The sequence below is a fragment of the Pseudomonas sp. C9D1 genome (genome assembly GCF_056491235.1).
This window is the reverse complement of record NZ_JBSZIE010000002.1, coordinates 4,182,501-4,201,503: the sequence shown is the minus strand read 5'-3', so window position 1 is coordinate 4,201,503 and position 19,003 is coordinate 4,182,501. Positions and strand designations below refer to the sequence as shown.

The window sequence follows — 19,003 nt, the reverse complement described above, 5'->3', positions numbered from 1 at the left end:
ACGTCCGACCTTACTCTTATCGACTCAATAAAATTGAAAATCAGTGAGCGAACCGAATTACTTCGGACGCTTGGTACCGTACTTCGAACGGCCCTGCTTACGGTCTTTGACACCGGTGGTGTCCAGAGAACCGCGAACGGTGTGGTAGCGAACACCGGGAAGGTCTTTTACACGACCGCCACGGATCAGCACTACGCTGTGCTCTTGCAGGTTGTGACCTTCACCACCGATGTAGGAGGTGACTTCAAAACCGTTGGTCAGACGAACACGGCAAACCTTACGGAGTGCGGAGTTCGGTTTTTTCGGCGTAGTGGTGTACACGCGAGTGCACACGCCACGACGTTGCGGGCAGTTCTGCAGCGCAGGAACGTCGGATTTTTCGACGATACGCTTGCGCGGCTGACGTACCAGCTGGTTGATAGTTGCCATCTATAAGCTCCACTGTTGTCTTTCGACGCTATTGCCCTAAAGCAAAATGGCAGGGCGCTTGCCCTGCCAAATTTAGGGGTGCATGAGTCTAAAGAGACTAATTCCCCCAGTCAAGACAAAGCCCCGGGCGACACGGGTCGCCCGGGGCTTTGCACTCAATTGCCGCTGGAGTTCAGCGCTTCGGTCAGCGCCGCTTCCACTTCGCTCGCGCTGACACGGACCGGCTTGCCGGCTTCGCGTTGACGCTTGCGCTCGCTGTGGTAGGCCAGGCCGGTACCGGCCGGGATCAGACGACCCACTACAACGTTCTCCTTCAGGCCACGCAGGTAGTCGCGCTTGCCAGTAACCGCCGCCTCGGTGAGGACGCGGGTGGTTTCCTGGAAGGACGCTGCGGAGATGAACGACTCGGTCGACAGCGATGCCTTGGTGATACCCAGCAGGACGCGCTCGAACTTGGCGATGAAGCGATCTTCGGTCGCCAGACGTTCGTTCTCTTCCAGTACCTGGGTCAGTTCCATCTGGTCGCCCTTGATGAAGCTGGAGTCACCCGACTCGGCGATCTCGACCTTACGCAGCATCTGACGCAGGATGGTCTCGATGTGCTTGTCGTTGATCTTCACGCCCTGCAGGCGATACACGTCCTGGATCTCGTTGACGATGTACTTGGCCAGAGCGCTGACACCCAGCAGACGCAGGATGTCGTGCGGGTTGCTCGGGCCGTCCGAGATTACTTCGCCGCGGTTTACCTGTTCGCCTTCGAATACGTTCAGGTGGCGCCACTTCGGAATCAGCTCTTCGTACGGATCGGAACCGTCGGTCGGAGTGATGACCAGGCGACGCTTGCCCTTGGTCTCTTTACCGAAGGAGATCGTGCCGCTGATTTCCGCCAGGATCGACGGCTCTTTCGGACGACGCGCTTCGAACAGGTCGGCAACACGCGGCAGACCACCGGTGATGTCGCGGGTCTTCGAAGTCTCTTGCGGGATACGGGCGATAACGTCACCCACGCCCACTTGAGCACCGTCAGCAACGCCTACCAGGGCGTTCGCCGGCAGGAAGTACTGGGCAGGTACATCGGTACCCGGCAGCAGCAGCTCCTTGCCATTGGCGTCGACCAGCTTCACGGCCGGACGGATGTCCTTGCCAGCCGCCGGACGATCTTTCGGATCCAGGACTTCGATGTTGGTCAGGCCGGTCAGTTCGTCGGTCTGACGCTTGATGGTGATGCCCTCCTCCATGCCGACGAAGGTAACGGTACCCTTCATTTCGGTCACGATGGGGTGGGTGTGCGGGTCCCACTTGGCGACGATGGCGCCCGGGTCGACCTTGTCACCTTCCTTGACGCTGATGACAGCACCATAGGGCAGCTTGTAGCGCTCACGCTCACGACCGAAATCATCGGCAATGGCCAGCTCGCCGGAACGGGAAACGGCAACCAGGTGACCGTTGAGGTTCTCGACGTGCTTCAGGTTGTGCAGGCGGATGGTACCGCCGTTCTTGACCTGGACGTTGTCGGCTGCGGAAGTACGGCTGGCCGCACCACCGATGTGGAAGGTACGCATGGTCAGCTGGGTACCCGGCTCACCGATGGACTGGGCGGCAATTACGCCGACCGCTTCACCGATGTTCACCTGGTGACCACGAGCCAAGTCGCGACCGTAGCACTTGGCGCAGATGCCGTAGCGGGTTTCGCAGCTGATCGGCGAACGCACGATCACTTCGTCGATGCTGGCACGCTCGATGAACTCGACCCACTGTTCGTCGACCAGGGTACCGGCCGGGACGATGACTTCGTCCGAACCCGGCTTGAACACGTCACGGGCGATCACTCGACCCAGTACGCGCTCACCCAGAGGCTCGACCACGTCGCCGCCTTCGATGTGCGGAGTCATCAGCAGGCCCTGTTCGGTGCCGCAGTCGATCTCGGTCACTACCAGGTCCTGGGCCACGTCGACGAGACGACGGGTCAGGTAACCGGAGTTCGCGGTCTTCAGTGCGGTATCCGCCAGACCTTTACGAGCACCGTGAGTGGAAATGAAGTACTGGAGTACGTTCAGGCCTTCACGGAAGTTCGCGGTGATGGGGGTTTCGATGATGGAGCCGTCCGGCTTGGCCATCAGGCCGCGCATACCGGCGAGCTGACGGATCTGGGCCGCGGAGCCCCGCGCACCGGAGTCAGCCATCATGTACATGGAGTTGAAGGACTCCTGATCGACTTCCTTGCCTTCGCGATCGACCACTTTCTCTTTCGAGAGGTTGGCCATCATCGCCTTGGACACTTCGTCGTTCGCCTTGGACCAGAGGTCGATCACCTTGTTGTACTTCTCGCCCTGGGTAACCAGGCCGGAGGCGTACTGGGATTCGATCTCTTTCACTTCCTCGGTGGCCGCGTCGATGATTCGGGCCTTCTCATCCGGGATGACGAAGTCGTTCACACCGATCGAGACGCCGGAAATGGTGGAGTAGGCAAAACCGGTGTACATCAGCTGGTCGGCGAAGATGACGGTGTCCTTCAGGCCAACCACGCGATAGCACTGGTTGATCAGCTTGGAGATCGCCTTCTTCTTCATCGGCTGGTTGACCACGTCGAACGACAGGCCGGCCGGAACCACCTGGAACAGCAGCGCGCGGCCGACAGTGGTGTCGACGATGCGGGTGTTCTTGGTGACGGAGCCGTCGCGGTCGTTCACGGTCTCGTTGATACGGACCTTCACGCGGGCGTGCAGGGACGCTTCGCCAGCGCGGAATACGCGGTCGACTTCCTGCAGGTCAGCGAATACGCGACCTTCGCCCTTGGCGTTCACCGCTTCACGGGTCATGTAGTACAGACCCAGTACCACGTCCTGCGACGGCACGATGATCGGCTCGCCGTTGGCGGGGGACAGGATGTTGTTGGTGGACATCATCAGCGCGCGCGCTTCCAACTGGGCCTCGAGGGTCAGCGGGACGTGAACGGCCATCTGGTCACCGTCGAAGTCGGCGTTGTACGCCGCGCAGACCAGCGGGTGCAGCTGGATAGCCTTGCCTTCGATGAGCACCGGCTCGAACGCCTGGATACCCAGACGGTGGAGGGTCGGTGCGCGGTTGAGCAGCACGGGGTGTTCGCGGATGACTTCAGCGAGAACGTCCCAGACCTCGGGCAGTTCGCGCTCGACCATCTTCTTGGCCGCCTTGATGGTGGTGGCCATGCCACGGGCTTCGAGCTTGCCGAAAATGAACGGCTTGAACAGCTCGAGGGCCATCTTCTTCGGCAGGCCGCACTGGTGCAGGCGCAGGGTCGGGCCCACAGTGATCACGGAACGACCGGAGTAGTCCACGCGCTTACCGAGCAGGTTCTGACGGAAGCGACCTTGCTTACCCTTGATCATGTCGGCCAGGGATTTCAGCGGGCGCTTGTTCGAGCCGGTGATGGCACGGCCACGACGGCCGTTGTCCAGCAGGGCGTCGACAGCTTCCTGCAGCATGCGCTTTTCGTTGCGCACGATGATGTCCGGAGCAGCCAGGTCGAGCAGGCGCTTCAGACGGTTGTTACGGTTGATGACGCGACGGTACAGATCGTTCAGGTCCGAAGTCGCGAAACGACCGCCATCCAGCGGAACCAGCGGACGCAGGTCCGGCGGCAGCACCGGCAGGACGGTCAGCACCATCCACTCGGGATGGTTGCCGGAGCCCTGGAAGGCTTCCATCAGCTTCAGGCGCTTGGACAGCTTCTTGATCTTGGTTTCCGAGTTGGTCTGCGGAATCTCTTCACGCAGGCGACCGATCTCGTGCTCCAGGTCGATGGCGTTCAGCAGCTCGCGAACAGCCTCGGCACCCATGCGGGCGTCGAAGTCGTCACCGAACTCTTCAAGGGATTCGAAGTACTGCTCGTCGTTCAGCAGCTGGCCCTTCTCGAGGGTGGTCATACCCGGATCGATCACCACGTAGCTCTCGAAATAGAGCACGCGCTCGATGTCACGCAGGGTCATGTCCAGCAGCAGGCCGATACGGGACGGCAGGGACTTCAGGAACCAGATGTGGGCGACTGGCGAAGCCAGCTCGATGTGGCCCATGCGCTCGCGGCGCACCTTGGCCAGGGCGACTTCGACGCCGCACTTCTCGCAGATCACACCGCGGTGCTTCAGGCGCTTGTACTTACCGCACAGGCACTCGTAGTCCTTCACCGGGCCGAAGATCTTGGCGCAGAACAGGCCATCGCGCTCCGGCTTGAAGGTACGGTAGTTGATGGTCTCCGGCTTCTTCACTTCACCGAAGGACCAGGAGCGGATCATCTCGGGCGAGGCCAGGCCAATACGGATGGCATCGAACTCTTCGATTTGACCCTGGTTTTTCAACAGATTCAGCAAGTCTTTCAAGGCCTTTCCTCCTCACGGACCCGCTGCGACCGGCCTTGACCAGCCGCAGCGTGTGGGCGTCTCGTGTTATTCGGTTTCCAGTTCGATGTCGATGCCGAGCGAGCGGATCTCTTTGATCAACACGTTGAAGGACTCGGGCATGCCGGCCTCCATGCGGTGATCCCCGTCCACGATGTTTTTGTACATCTTGGTACGGCCGTTCACGTCGTCCGACTTCACGGTCAGCATTTCCTGCAGGGTGTAGGCGGCGCCATAGGCTTCCAGCGCCCAGACCTCCATCTCCCCGAAACGCTGGCCACCGAACTGCGCCTTACCACCCAGCGGCTGCTGGGTAACCAGGCTGTAGGAGCCGGTGGAACGTGCGTGCATCTTGTCGTCGACCAGGTGGTTCAGTTTGAGCATGTACATGTAGCCGACGGTGGTCGGGCGCTCGAACATGTTACCGGTACGACCGTCGAACAGGCGCATCTGGCCGCTTTCCGGCAGATCGGCCAGCTTCAGCATGGCCTTGATCTCGCGCTCCTTGGCACCGTCGAACACCGGGGTCGCCATGGGCACGCCGGCACGCAGGTTCTTCGCCAGGTCGAGGATTTCCTGGTCGCCCAGTTCGTCCAGATTTTCCTGACGGCCACCGATCTCGTTGTAGATCTCATGGAGGAACTTGCGCAGTTCAGCGACCTTGCGCTGCTCTTCGAGCATGCGGTTGATCTTCTCACCCAGGCCCTTGGCCGCGAGGCCGAGGTGGGTTTCGAGGATCTGGCCCACGTTCATACGCGACGGTACGCCCAGCGGGTTGAGGACGATGTCCACCGGAGTGCCATTGGCATCGTGCGGCATGTCTTCGACCGGCATGATCACGGAGACCACACCCTTGTTACCGTGGCGGCCCGCCATCTTGTCGCCCGGCTGGATGCGACGCTTGATGGCCAGGTAGACCTTGACGATCTTCAGTACGCCCGGAGCCAGGTCATCGCCCTGCTGCAGCTTGCGCTTCTTGTCTTCGAACTTGTCGTCGAGCAGCTGACGGCGGTCGGAGAGGTAGGCCTGGGCCTTCTCCAGCTGCTCGTTCAGCGCGTCATCGGACATGCGCAGCTTGAACCACTGACCATGCTCGAGGCCGTCAAGGAAGCCGTGATCGATCTCGGCGCCCTTCTTCAGGCCAGCACCACCTTCAGCCTTGGCACCAACCAGGGCGGAACGCAGGCGCTCGAAGGTTGCACCTTCGACGATACGGAACTCTTCGTTGAGGTCCTTGCGGATCTCGTCGAGCTGCATCTTCTCGATGGCCAGCGCACGGCTGTCACGCTCAACGCCGTCACGGGTGAAGACCTGCACGTCGATGACAGTGCCCTTGGTGCCGGTCGGCACGCGCAGGGAGGTGTCCTTAACGTCGGAAGCCTTCTCACCGAAGATCGCACGCAGCAGCTTCTCTTCCGGAGTCAGCTGGGTCTCGCCTTTCGGAGTGACCTTGCCAACCAGGATGTCGCCAGCGCCAACTTCGGCACCTACGTACACGATGCCCGCTTCGTCCAGCTTGTTCAGTGCCGCTTCACCCACGTTAGGGATGTCGGCAGTGATTTCTTCTGGGCCGAGCTTCGTGTCACGCGCCACACAGGTCAGTTCCTGGATGTGGATGGTGGTGAAGCGATCTTCCTGGACCACACGCTCGGAGAGGCAGATGGAGTCTTCGAAGTTGAAACCGTTCCAGGGCATGAACGCGACGCGCATGTTCTGACCGAGAGCCAGCTCACCCATGTCGGTGGACGGGCCGTCGGCGAGGATGTCGCTGCGCGAAACCTGATCACCTTTCTGCACCAGCGGGCGCTGGTTGATGCAGGTGTTCTGGTTGGAACGGGTGTACTTGGTCAGGTTGTAGATGTCGACGCCGGCTTCACCGGTTTCGACTTCGTCATCATTGACGCGAACAACGATACGGCTGGCATCGACGGAGTCGATCACGCCACCGCGACGCGCCACGACGCAGACGCCGGAGTCACGGGCGACGTTGCGCTCCATGCCGGTACCGACCAGGGGCTTGTCGGCACGCAGGGTCGGCACGGCCTGACGCTGCATGTTCGAGCCCATGAGTGCACGGTTGGCGTCGTCGTGCTCGAGGAACGGAATCAGCGAGGCAGCGACGGATACGACCTGCTTCGGCGATACGTCCATCAGGGTGACGTCTTCCGGCGCCTTGACGGTGAATTCGTTCAGGTGACGTACGGCAACCAGCTCGTCGACCAGCTGACCTTTCTCGTTCATCGTTGCCGATGCCTGGGCGATGACGTGGTCGGCCTCTTCGATAGCGGAGAGGAAGACGATCTCGTCGGTCACCTGGGTGCCTTTCACAACGCGATACGGGCTTTCCAGGAAGCCGTACTGGTTGGTGCGGGCATAGGTTGCCAGGGAGTTGATCAGACCGATGTTCGGACCTTCAGGGGTCTCGATCGGGCACACGCGACCGTAGTGGGTCGGGTGTACGTCGCGGACTTCGAAGCCAGCGCGCTCGCGGGTCAGACCACCTGGGCCGAGTGCGGAGACGCGGCGCTTGTGGGTGATCTCGGAGAGCGGGTTGTTCTGGTCCATGAACTGGGAAAGCTGGCTGGAACCGAAGAACTCCTTGATCGCGGCAGCCACTGGCTTGGCGTTGATCAGGTCCTGCGGCATCAGGCCTTCGCTTTCGGCCATCGACAGACGCTCTTTGACCGCGCGCTCTACGCGCACCAGACCAACGCGGAACTGGTTTTCGGCCATTTCGCCAACGCAACGCACACGGCGGTTACCCAGGTGGTCGATGTCGTCGACGATGCCTTTGCCGTTACGGATGTCGACGAGAGTCTTGAGGACTTCGACGATATCTTCCTTGCTCAACACGCCCGAACCTTCGATCTCGGTACGACCGATACGACGGTTGAACTTCATGCGGCCCACGGCGGACAGGTCGTAACGCTCTGCGCTGAAGAACAGGTTGTTGAACAGGGTCTCGGCAGCTTCCTTGGTCGGCGGCTCACCGGGACGCATCATGCGGTAGATCTCTACCAGGGCTTCCAGTTGGTTGCCGGTGGAGTCGATCTTCAGCGTATCGGAGATGAACGGACCGCAGTCGATGTCGTTGGTGTACAGGGTCTCGATGCGGACGACCTGCGCCTTGGCGACTTTCACCAGGATGTCGGTGGTCAGCTCGGTGTTGCACTCGGCGATGATTTCGCCGGTAGCCGGATGCACGATTACCTTGGCGGTAGTGCGGCCCAGGAGGTAGTCCAAGGGGACTTCCAGCTCCTTGATACCGGCCTTTTCCAGCTGGTTGATGTGGCGTGCAGTGATACGGCGGCCCTGCTCGACGATGACCTTGCCGCTCTCGTCCTTGATGTCGAACACGGCGATCTCGCCACGCAGACGCTGAGGAACGAGCTCCAGGTTAAGGTTTTCACCTCTGACGTGGAAAACGTTGGTCGCATAGAAGGCGTCGAGCACTTCTTCGGTGCTGTAGCCGAGCGCGCGCAGCAGTACCGAAGCCGGCAGCTTGCGGCGACGGTCGATCCGCACGAACACGCAGTCCTTCGGGTCGAACTCGAAGTCCAGCCAGGAGCCGCGGTAAGGGATGATACGAGCGGAGTACAGCAGCTTGCCCGAGCTGTGGGTCTTACCGCGGTCGTGATCGAAGAACACGCCCGGCGAACGGTGCAGCTGGGAGACGATGACGCGTTCGGTACCGTTGATGATGAAGGTACCGTTCTCGGTCATCAGGGGGATTTCCCCCATGTAGACTTCCTGCTCCTTGATGTCCTTGATCGCTTTGTTCGACGACTCTTTGTCGAAGATGATCAGACGGACTTTCACTCGCAGCGGCACGGCGAAAGTTACGCCGCGCAGCACGCATTCCTTGACATCGAAAGCCGGCTCGCCCAGGCGATAGCCGACGTATTCCAGAGCGGCGTTACCGGAATAGCTGATAATCGGGAATACAGACTTGAAGGCCGCGTGCAGGCCGATATCACGAAACTGGTCCTTGCTCGCGCCTGCCTGCAGGAATTCGCGGTACGAATCCAGCTGGATGGCCAGGAGGTAGGGTACATCCATGACGTCCGGCAACTTGCTAAAGTCTTTGCGGATACGTTTTTTCTCAGTGTATGAGTAAGCCATCAGCGTTCCCCAGCTTGGTCACCTGCTTGTTTGGCTCCCCCGACGGGAGTAGCCAGAAAATCGTGCAAACCCCTTGGTTTGCGCCACCTCTCGGGTGGTTTTTCACGTCCTGGACAGGGCATGCGCCAACCATCTAGAACGGAAAAAGGCCGGTGGCATAAGCCACCAGCCATCAGCCTCGCGCGAGTCGCTCGGGCTGTAGACGCAAAGTCGTCGCTTACTTGAGCTCGACTTTGGCGCCAGCTTCTTCCAGAGCCTTTTTGGCAGCTTCGGCTTCTTCTTTCGAAGCGCCTTCTTTGACCACGCCCGGGGCGCCGTCAACAACTGCTTTGGCTTCTTTCAGACCCAGACCGGTCAGTTCGCGAACGACTTTGATGACGTTCACTTTCTTCTCGCCGGCTTCGGTCAGAACGATGTTGAACTCGGTTTGCTCTTCAGCAGCAGCAGCGGCAACAGCCGGGCCAGCAGCAACGGCGGCAGCAGCGGTCACACCGAACTTCTCTTCCATCGCCTTGATCAGTTCAACAACTTGCATCACGGACATTTCGGATACGGCGTTGATGATGTCTTCGTTGGTCAGAGCCATGACTCTAATTCCTGTATTGATGGACGGCCTTTGGTGGCCATCGGATTAAACGAGTTTACGTAGAAGAAGCAGTGCGCCTGGATCAGGCAGCAGCGCTTTCCTTCTGGTCGCGAATTGCCGCCAGAGTACGAGCCAGCTTGCTGGTAGCGCCTTGAATCACGCTCATCAGCTGCGATACGGCCTCGTCGTAGGTCGGCAGGGTTGCCAGTACGTCGATCTGGTTAGCTGCAATCAGCTTGCCTTCGAACGCGGCAGCCTTGATCTCGAACTTGTCCTGACCCTTCGAGAATTCCTTGAAGATACGAGCGGCAGCGCCCGGATGTTCATTGGAAAATGCGATCAGGGTCGGGCCTTTGAACACGTCGCCGAGGACTTCGAAAGAAGTACCTTCAACGGCGCGACGAGCCAGGGTGTTACGCACGACTTTCACGTACACACCAGCCTCGCGGGCCTCTTTACGGAGTCCGGTCATGGCTCCCACAGTCACGCCACGGGCATCAGCCACGACAGCGGAGAGGGCAGCTTTGGCAGCCTCGTTGACTTCAGCGACGATGGCCTTCTTGTCTTCGAGTTTAATTGCCACGGGTTCACTCCTGGATGTTACCGGTTCGTCCAGCCGAGGCCGGACGGCGTTTTGGTGTCTGATTCGGTAAACGAATCGGGAGCACCATCTGCGTAGGCTCGGGAATCGCTTCCCGGTTTGAGGCTTTCACCGCCTACGGTCTTGGATAGCCCCCGCCAGGCAGGGACCCCAATACCTGCGCAGCGAGCGAACTCGCTGCGACTTTCATTCTTTAGGCTTCCAGGGAAGCCTGATCGATCTGCAGACCCGGGCCCATGGTGGTGCTCAGGGTCACGCGCTGAACGTAGACACCTTTGGAGGTGGACGGCTTCAGGCGCTTCAGGTCAACCAGCAGGGCTTCGACGTTCTGCTTCAGCTTGGCCGGCTCGAAATCGATCTTGCCAACGGAGGCGTGAATGATGCCGTTCTTGTCGGTACGGAAACGAACCTGACCAGCCTTGGCGTTCTTAACGGCAGTGGCCACGTCAGGGGTAACGGTACCGACCTTCGGGTTGGGCATCAGGCCGCGCGGGCCGAGGATCTGGCCCAGCTGACCGACTACACGCATCGCGTCCGGGGAAGCGATGACGACGTCGTAGCTCAGGTCGCCGCCTTTCATTTCAGCAGCCAGTTCATCCATGCCTACGCGATCAGCGCCGGCAGCCAGGGCAGCTTCAGCGCCCGGACCCTGGGTGAACACGGCAACGCGAACGCTTCTGCCGGTGCCGTTCGGCAGCACGGTAGCGCCACGCACGACCTGGTCGGATTTACGCGGGTCAACGCCCAGGTTGATAGAGATATCAACGGACTCTTTGAACTTGATGGTCGACAGCTCAGCCAGCAGTTTGGCAGCGTCTTCGAAACCGTATTGCTTGCCGGCTTCGATTTTCTCAGCGATAGCCTTCTGGCGCTTGGTCAGCTTAGCCATTTACACACCCTCCACGTTCAGGCCCATGCTACGAGCGGAGCCGGCGATGGTACGCACGGCCGCATCCAGGTCAGCTGCAGTCAGATCAGCCTGTTTAGCCTTGGCGATATCTTCCAGCTGAGCACGGGTAACGGTGCCGACTTTCTGGCTGTTCGGGCGCGGAGAGCCGCTGGTGATGCCAGCCGCTTTCTTCAGCAGCACGGAAGCCGGGGTGCTTTTGGTTTCAAAAGTGAAGCTGCGGTCGCTGTACACAGTGATGATCACGGGAGTCGGCAGACCGGGCTCCATGCCCTGAGTCTTGGCGTTGAACGCCTTGCAGAATTCCATGATGTTCACGCCGTGCTGACCCAGAGCCGGGCCGACGGGCGGGGACGGGTTGGCTTGAGCAGCCTTCACTTGCAGCTTGATATAAGCCTGAATCTTCTTAGCCATCTATAACTCCAATTGCGGGTTCGAACGCCTTGAGGCTCCCCGTTTGCTTTCGCGTTTATCCCAGTGACGACAAAACCCCGCAACCGATGGCTGCGGGGTATGGGATGCGTATTTCAGCTATGCCTTTTCGACCTGGCTGAACTCCAGCTCCACCGGCGTGGAGCGGCCAAAGATGAGCACGGCAACATGAATCCGGCTCTTCTCGTAGTTAACTTCCTCAACGACACCATTGAAGTCCGCAAACGGACCATCAATGACACGAACCGTTTCGCCCGGCTCGAACAAGGTCTTGGGCTTGGGCTTGTCACCGCTGTCCGCAACGCGACGCAGGATAGCCTCGGCCTCTTTATCAGTAATCGGAGCAGGCTTGTCGGCAGTACCACCGATGAAGCCCATGACGCGAGGAGTATCCTTGACCAAGTGCCAAGTACCCTCGTTCATCTCCATCTGAACCAGCACATAACCAGGGAAGAATTTGCGCTCACTTTTACGCTTCTGGCCGTTCCGCATCTCAACCACTTCTTCAGTGGGGACGAGAATCTCACCAAAACCATCTTCCATGCCGGCAAGCTTCACGCGCTCGACCAGCGACCGCATTACGTGCTTTTCATAACCCGAGTAGGCATGCACAACGTACCAACGCTTAGCCACGGCGCACCCTTAACCTACAATCATCGAAACGAGCCAACCGAGCAGGGAATCAAGACCCCACAGCAGCAGCGCCATTACCAGAACAACAGCCACGACAATCAACGTGGTCTGCGTGGTTTCCTGACGAGTCGGCCAGACGACCTTGCGGATCTCCGCACGGGCCTCTTTAGCCAAAACAAAGAATGCTTGCCCCTTCGCAGTCTGCAGCGCTACAAATGCAGCACCCGCACCAAGAACCAGCAAAACGAGAACGCGATAAATGATCGGCTCAGCAGAGAAATACTGATTACCAACCACGCCCACCGCGACAATTGCAGCCACAACGATCCACTTCAGAACGTCGAAGCGTGTTTCTTTGGCTTCAGCCTTGGCATTCATCAGCTAGGACCTTGTGAATATTTGCCAAACTTCCTTGCTGGAAATTTGGCAGGCCAGGAGGGAATCGAACCCCCAACCTGCGGTTTTGGAGACCGCCGCTCTGCCAATTGAGCTACTGGCCTGTAACGAAGTCAGGCCGACCATTATGCCGGCCTGACGGAATTAGATCAATCGATTACTCGAAGATCTTGGCAACCACGCCGGCACCAACGGTACGGCCGCCTTCGCGAATCGCGAAACGCAGACCGTCTTCCATGGCGATCGGAGCGATCAGGGTGACAACCATCTTGATGTTGTCGCCCGGCATTACCATTTCCACGCCTTCCGGCAGCTCGCAGTTACCGGTAACGTCGGTGGTGCGGAAGTAGAACTGCGGACGGTAGCCTTTGAAGAACGGGGTGTGACGACCACCTTCTTCTTTGGACAGTACGTACACTTCGCACTCGAACTTGGTGTGCGGCTTGATGGTGCCCGGCTTGGCCAGAACCTGACCACGCTCTACGTCGTCACGCTTGGTGCCGCGCAGCAGGATACCAACGTTCTCACCAGCACGACCTTCGTCGAGCAGCTTGCGGAACATTTCAACGCCGGTGCAGATGGTTTTGGAGGTATCACGGATACCAACAATTTCCACTTCTTCCTGGACCTTGACGATGCCGCGCTCAACACGACCGGTAACCACGGTACCGCGGCCGGAGATGGAGAACACGTCTTCGATCGGCATCAGGAACGGCTGGTCGATGGCACGAACCGGCTCCGGAATGTAGGTATCCAGAGTCTCTACCAGCTTACGAACAGCGGAAACGCCGATTTCGTTGTCGTCCTTGCCTTCCAGCGCCATCAGCGCGGAACCGATAACGATCGGAGTGTCGTCGCCCGGGAAGTCGTAGGTGTTCAGCAGATCGCGAACTTCCATTTCGACCAGCTCCAGCAGCTCGGCGTCGTCAACCATGTCGGCCTTGTTCAGGAACACGACAATGTAAGGAACGCCTACCTGACGGGACAGCAGGATGTGCTCGCGGGTCTGCGGCATGGGGCCGTCAGCAGCGGAGCAAACCAGGATCGCGCCGTCCATCTGAGCAGCACCGGTGATCATGTTCTTCACATAGTCAGCGTGACCAGGGCAGTCAACGTGAGCGTAGTGACGGATCGCCGAGTCGTACTCAACGTGGGAGGTGTTGATGGTGATACCGCGAGCTTTCTCTTCCGGCGCGTTGTCGATCTGATCGAACGCACGAGCAGAACCACCCCAGGTCTCGGAGCAGACTTTGGTCAGAGCAGCGGTCAGAGTGGTTTTGCCATGGTCAACGTGACCAATGGTGCCAACGTTGACGTGCGGTTTGTTACGTTCAAATTTTTCTTTAGCCATCGAGAACGTCTCCCATCAAAGAGTTGAGCGAGTCACGCCACCATTAAAACAAAGGCAGATATTTACATATCTGCCTTTGTTGAGATGGAGCTCATGAGCGGAATCGAACCGCTGACCTCACCCTTACCAAGGGTGTGCTCTACCAGCTGAGCTACATGAGCCAAACACATTGCACAAACGCCAAACTTGGAGCGGGTAGCGGGAATCGAACCCGCATCATCAGCTTGGAAGGCTGAGGTTCTACCACTGAACTATACCCGCGGAGCCTGTCGCTCACGCTTGAATCTGGTGGAGGGAGAAGGATTCGAACCTTCGAAGTCTATGACGTCAGATTTACAGTCTGATCCCTTTGGCCGCTCGGGAATCCCTCCATTTGGGAGGCGGCATTTTCAACTTCTGCCACCCTGCTGTCAAGCTTTTTCTCATTTAAATCTTGAGGTTAGCTAACTCTGACAGCAGCTTCGCAGTTCCACTTTTTCAGCCTGCCTGCGAAGCGGGCGCCATTCTATTCAAACTATCTAGAGGATGCAACGTTTTCGCACGGCATTATTTTATGCTGCAATCCACCGAAGTCCCGAGCCAGCTCACCGAGCAACGCGTCATCCGCAAGGCGCCTGCTTTCCGGGGCGATTCTGACCCAGAAATCTCGATGCGAGCGTGACAATTCGCGCATTGCAGGCTCGTACCCTGCGTCCTTCAAACGAGCCATTACGCTCTCGGCGGAATCCATTCGCGGGAAAATCCCGAGTGAAATCCCATTCTGCAGGTCACCCTGGCTGATTATATAGCTATCAATTTTCCGAGCCTGGAGCTCCTTCAGCTGGCGCAAGGAGGCCTGCCGGGAAGCAAGGGGAGCGAGATATACCCAATAATCGACCCCTGCCGCCGCATCGACCTCTTGCACCTTGCTCTGGATATCCAGCGCAATGAGCCGCTGCTCAACCTCCTTGGCCTGAGCTTCTTGCTCGAAACTTCCCAAGAAAAGGCATGCGGTCTCCGGAGCAGAAGCAGGAGAGCCAGGAAGCTCTTCGCGCCGAGGCCTTGCATCCTTCGACTCACTCAACAAGCGAATGTCTTGCTGCCCGCCCTTATAGAGGGAGAGTGTCTCCACCTCCTTTGCGCGAAGAGGGGCCTGCTGCTGATGCCAGACATAGTAGAAAAGGTTAAGAACCAGGAGCAGTAGAAACATCCAGCGCATGACTAACCTCAAGAGAGCGGGCAGGCAATCGCCAAACCAACAAACACCAAATCCGGAAGAACTTTTGCCTGGGGAAACGCGTCCTTGACCATAAATGCGTCTCCACCTGTTAGATACAGCTCGTAAGCCCCACCCAACCACTCCTCGGCCTGCTCGACCTGCGTCTGCACGAACCCCTGCAGCATCAGCAGGCAGCCCCGCTCAACGGCCTCAACCGTGGAGCGTCCAGGCATCATCTTCTGCAAAGCCCGTTCGGCAGCATCATCGCCATACCGGATGCGGCGAGTGTGTGTGCGCAACTGATTGCGCATGAGCGGCATGCCAGGACAGATGAAGCCACCTAGATGACTGCCTTCCGCAGTAACGAAGTCAGAAGTTACCGCAGTGCCGAGATCCAGCACCAAACAGGCACACCCCGACAAGTGATAGGCGCCCAGCACGGCAAGCCAGCGATCGAGGCCGAGACGCTGGAATTCGTCATAGCCATTACGGACCCCCGCCATCTCCTGCGCCGACTCCGCACAAACCGAGTCTATGGAGAACGCCCGCTGGAGCTTGCCCGTCAATTGCCGGGTCTCTTCATCACTACGGACACTTACAAGACGGCAACGACTTAGCTCCACCCCGGGAGATGAAGACAGCATCTGCAGCAACTCTTCATCCGAGCCGACTACGCCTCCCGCCACAACGCGCGCCTCGGGATTAGATATCACGCGCCATTTGATGAAGCTGTTACCGCAATCAAGCTCAAGAATCATCACGCAGCCTCAAACTGAGCTCTCCACCACTAAAGACACTTTCAACACCCTCTACATCCATACGTAGGGCGCCGCTATCGTCTACACCTAACACCACGCCATCGATACGACGCTGTCCCGTCACCAGAGAGGCGCTGCGCCCTTGCCAAAGATGATCAGCCTCCCACTCAGCGCGCAGCGTCTTGAATCCGCCATAGGCACTCTGCGCCAGGCAAAGGTCCAATTGCTCCAGGACACTCACAGCCAGCTCGCTCCGATCGACCAGCTCTCCTCCCTCAAGGAGCATTGAGGTCCAGGGCTGATCTATCTGCACATCAGGACTGCGCATGTTGACGTTAATGCCAATGCCGATGATGACACTGCAGATATCCGCAGGATCACCTATGAGTTCAAGGAGTATTCCCGCGATCTTGCGATTACCGACCAGAATATCGTTAGGCCATTTAAGCCCAACCCCCGAAAGCCCTTTCGCACGTAGCGCTCGAAGGACGGCAAGCCCCACAACAAGGCTGAGCCCCTCCAACTGACGCGCCCCACCCTCGATCCGCAACCCGACACTGCAGTAAAGGTTCTGGCCATAAGGACTGACCCACTGCCGCCCTCTCCTGCCGCGACCGCCACTCTGATGCTCCGCCAGAACAGCAAAGGGAGGTTCTTCTTCAGCGGCAATCCGTCGCATGACTTCTGCATTCGTGGAATCGATGGTCTCCACAACGGTTTTAGCCCAACCAGGGACAGCATCGTTCAGCTTGAGAGGATCAAGAAGGCTGAGCGGTGATGCAAGCCGATACCCTTTGCCACGGAGCTTATGAATCGGCAGGTCGTAATCGAGTTCGAGTTGCTGCAGCTGTTTCCAGATAGCACTGCGACTTATGCCGAGTACACGCCCCAAGGCCTCACCGGAATGGAACTGGCCATCCTGTAGAAGTTTCAACAAGGTAAGCATGCGCGCACCGCCTCAGAATGAGGCAGGCATCATAGCCATGCAGGTAGGGATTGCATAGAAAAGGAGCCGATCGAGATGAAACGATATAGCCCTAAGACTGCGTCCAGGACGTCCGCTGCACCAACTTTTCTGCCGCGCAAAGTCAAACCCCCGACCTTCTTGCGAAGATCGGGGGTTTGGTATAGGTGCTTGACGATGACCTACTCTCACATGGAGAAACTCCACACTACCATCGGCGATGCATCGTTTCACTACTGAGTTCGGGATGGGATCAGGTGGTTCCAACGCTCTATGGTCGTCAAGCAATTCGGTTGGGGTATCGTCTAGGACGCGACCCCGAATGGGTATGTGATAAGGCTTTGCAAGTTCTGGCCAATTTTCGGCTAAGTCGACTTCACCTTATAACAACAATCGTCAGATTGTTTGGGTGTTATATGGTCAAGCCTCACGGGCAATTAGTATTGGTTAGCTCAACGCCTCACAGCGCTTACACACCCAACCTATCAACGTCGTAGTCTTCGACGGCCCTTTAGGGAGCTCAAGGCTCCAGTGAGATCTCATCTTGAGGCGAGTTTCCCGCTTAGATGCTTTCAGCGGTTATCTCTTCCGAACGTAGCTACCCGGCAATGCCACTGGCGTGACAACCGGAACACCAGAGGTTCGTCCACTCCGGTCCTCTCGTACTAGGAGCAGCCCCTCTCAAATCTCAAACGTCCACGGCAGATAGGGACCGAACTGTCTCACGACGTTCTAAACCCAGCTCGCGTACCACTTTAAATGGCGAACAGCCATACCCTTGGGACCGGCTTCAGCCCCAGGATGTGATGAGCCGACATCGAGGTGCCAAACACCGCCGTCGATATGAACTCTTGGGCGGTATCAGCCTGTTATCCCCGGAGTACCTTTTATCCGTTGAGCGATGGCCCTTCCATACAGAACCACCGGATCACTAAGACCTACTTTCGTACCTGCTCGACGTGTCTGTCTCGCAGTCAAGCGCGCTTTTGCCTTTATACTCTACGACCGATTTCCGACCGGTCTGAGCGCACCTTCGTACTCCTCCGTTACTCTTTAGGAGGAGACCGCCCCAGTCAAACTGCCCACCATACACTGTCCTCGATCCGGATAACGGACCAGAGTTAGAACCTCAAGCATGCCAGGGTGGTATTTCAAGGATGGCTCCACGCAGACTGGCGTCCACGCTTCAAAGCCTCCCACCTATCCTACACAAGCAGGCTCAAAGTCCAGTGCAAAGCTACAGTAAAGGTTCACGGGGTCTTTCCGTCAGCCGCGGATACACTGCATCTTCACAGCGATTTCAATTTCACTGAGTCTCGGGTGGAGACAGCGCCGCCATCGTTACGCCATTCGTGCAGGTCGGAACTTACCCGACAAGGAATTTCGCTACCTTAGGACCGTTATAGTTACGGCCGCCGTTTACCGGGGCTTCGATCAAGAGCTTCGCTTGCGCTAACCCCATCAATTAACCTTCCGGCACCGGGCAGGCGTCACACCCTATACGTCCACTTTCGTGTTTGCAGAGTGCTGTGTTTTTAATAAACAGTCGCAGCGGCCTGGTATCTTCGACCGGCATGGGCTTACGGAGCAAGTCCTTCACCCTCACCGGCGCACCTTCTCCCGAAGTTACGGTGCCATTTTGCCTAGTTCCTTCACCCGAGTTCTCTCAAGCGCCTTGGTATTCTCTACCCAACCACCTGTGTCGGTTTGGGGTACGGTTCCTAGTTACCTGAAGCTTAGAAGCTTTTCCTGGAAGCATGGCATCAACCACTTCATCGTCTAAAAGACGACTCGTCATCAGTTCTCGGCATTAAGCGCCCGGATTTACCTAAGCACTCTGCCTACCACCTTAAACTTGGACAACCAACGCCAAGCTGGCCTAGCCTTCTCCGTCCCTCCATCGCAGTAACTAGAAGTACAGGAATATTAACCTGTTTCCCATCGACTACGCTCTTCAGCCTCGCCTTAGGGACCGACTAACCCTGCGTCGATTAACGTTGCGCAGGAACCCTTGGTCTTTCGGCGTGCGAGTTTTTCACTCGCATTGTCGTTACTCATGTCAGCATTCGCACTTCTGATACCTCCAGCAAGCTTCTCAACTCACCTTCACAGGCTTACAGAACGCTCCTCTACCGCATCACTTACGTGATACCCGTAGCTTCGGTGTATGGTTTGAGCCCCGTTACATCTTCCGCGCAGGCCGACTCGACTAGTGAGCTATTACGCTTTCTTTAAAGGGTGGCTGCTTCTAAG

13 protein-coding genes, 4 tRNA genes and 2 rRNA genes (1 of these 19 running past the window's edge) are annotated in these 19,003 nt (G+C 58.1%); all 19 read right to left on the bottom strand.

The genetic code is table 11. From position 1 onward, the window contains the following. Window positions 1-57 precede the first annotated feature (57 nt). Window positions 58-429: a 30S ribosomal protein S12 gene (gene rpsL / locus ACXI0U_RS27210; RefSeq protein ID WP_021217014.1), complete on the bottom strand. Its 372-nt coding sequence runs from the start codon at window positions 427-429 to the stop codon at window positions 58-60. Between the two features lie 155 nt (window positions 430-584). Then, the gene (gene rpoC / locus ACXI0U_RS27205; protein WP_021217013.1) at window positions 585-4,784 is read right to left on the bottom strand and encodes a DNA-directed RNA polymerase subunit beta'; all 4,200 of its coding nucleotides are present in this window, start codon (window positions 4,782-4,784) and stop codon (window positions 585-587) included. Between the two features lie 66 nt (window positions 4,785-4,850). Then, on the bottom strand, window positions 4,851-8,924 hold the full coding sequence (rpoB, locus tag ACXI0U_RS27200; RefSeq protein WP_271659837.1) for a DNA-directed RNA polymerase subunit beta: 4,074 nt from the start codon (window positions 8,922-8,924) through the stop codon (window positions 4,851-4,853). Between the two features lie 217 nt (window positions 8,925-9,141). Beyond that, window positions 9,142-9,510: a 50S ribosomal protein L7/L12 gene (gene rplL, locus ACXI0U_RS27195; RefSeq protein ID WP_021217011.1), complete on the bottom strand. Its 369-nt coding sequence runs from the start codon at window positions 9,508-9,510 to the stop codon at window positions 9,142-9,144. Between the two features lie 82 nt (window positions 9,511-9,592). After that, the gene (gene rplJ, locus ACXI0U_RS27190) at window positions 9,593-10,093 is read right to left on the bottom strand and encodes a 50S ribosomal protein L10 (protein WP_021217010.1); all 501 of its coding nucleotides are present in this window, start codon (window positions 10,091-10,093) and stop codon (window positions 9,593-9,595) included. A gap of 211 nt (window positions 10,094-10,304) precedes the next feature. Continuing rightward, complete coding sequence (gene rplA / locus ACXI0U_RS27185; RefSeq protein ID WP_374979713.1) at window positions 10,305-11,000, bottom strand: 50S ribosomal protein L1; 696 nt, start codon at window positions 10,998-11,000, stop codon at window positions 10,305-10,307. Then, window positions 11,001-11,432, bottom strand: a complete 432-nt coding sequence (rplK, locus tag ACXI0U_RS27180) for a 50S ribosomal protein L11 (RefSeq protein ID WP_021217008.1) — start codon at window positions 11,430-11,432, stop codon at window positions 11,001-11,003. It lies immediately after the preceding gene. 117 nt (window positions 11,433-11,549) lie between these two features. Further along, window positions 11,550-12,083 (bottom strand): transcription termination/antitermination protein NusG, encoded by a 534-nt coding sequence (gene nusG / locus ACXI0U_RS27175; RefSeq protein ID WP_031286913.1) that lies wholly within the window; start codon window positions 12,081-12,083, stop codon window positions 11,550-11,552. Between the two features lie 9 nt (window positions 12,084-12,092). Next, window positions 12,093-12,461, bottom strand: a complete 369-nt coding sequence (secE, locus tag ACXI0U_RS27170; RefSeq protein WP_021217006.1) for a preprotein translocase subunit SecE — start codon at window positions 12,459-12,461, stop codon at window positions 12,093-12,095. Window positions 12,462-12,507: 46 nt separating this feature from the next. Further along, window positions 12,508-12,583: transfer RNA gene (locus ACXI0U_RS27165), tRNA-Trp, on the bottom strand. Between the two features lie 53 nt (window positions 12,584-12,636). Beyond that, on the bottom strand, window positions 12,637-13,830 hold the full coding sequence (tuf, locus tag ACXI0U_RS27160) for an elongation factor Tu (RefSeq protein WP_184492125.1): 1,194 nt from the start codon (window positions 13,828-13,830) through the stop codon (window positions 12,637-12,639). An 85-nt stretch (window positions 13,831-13,915) separates the two neighbouring features. Continuing rightward, a tRNA-Thr gene (locus ACXI0U_RS27155) sits at window positions 13,916-13,991 on the bottom strand. 26 nt (window positions 13,992-14,017) lie between these two features. After that, window positions 14,018-14,091 (bottom strand) — tRNA-Gly (locus ACXI0U_RS27150). Window positions 14,092-14,116: 25 nt separating this feature from the next. Further along, window positions 14,117-14,201 (bottom strand) — tRNA-Tyr (locus tag ACXI0U_RS27145). Window positions 14,202-14,344: 143 nt separating this feature from the next. Continuing rightward, window positions 14,345-15,028, bottom strand: a complete 684-nt coding sequence (locus tag ACXI0U_RS27140; RefSeq protein ID WP_021217515.1) for an SPOR domain-containing protein — start codon at window positions 15,026-15,028, stop codon at window positions 14,345-14,347. Window positions 15,029-15,036: 8 nt separating this feature from the next. Beyond that, window positions 15,037-15,786 carry a pantothenate kinase gene (locus ACXI0U_RS27135; protein WP_431483286.1) on the bottom strand — a complete coding sequence of 250 codons (750 nt, stop codon included), beginning with the start codon at window positions 15,784-15,786 and terminating at the stop codon, window positions 15,037-15,039. Further along, window positions 15,776-16,732 carry a bifunctional biotin--[acetyl-CoA-carboxylase] ligase/biotin operon repressor BirA gene (gene birA, locus ACXI0U_RS27130; RefSeq protein ID WP_431483285.1) on the bottom strand — a complete coding sequence of 319 codons (957 nt, stop codon included), beginning with the start codon at window positions 16,730-16,732 and terminating at the stop codon, window positions 15,776-15,778. The genes ACXI0U_RS27135 and birA overlap by 11 nt, the downstream gene beginning before the upstream one ends. Window positions 16,733-16,919: 187 nt before the next feature. Continuing rightward, window positions 16,920-17,035 (bottom strand): 5S ribosomal RNA (gene rrf, locus ACXI0U_RS27125). A gap of 131 nt (window positions 17,036-17,166) precedes the next feature. Then, window positions 17,167-19,003, bottom strand: a 23S ribosomal RNA gene (locus ACXI0U_RS27120) (it continues 1,054 nt past the right edge of the window).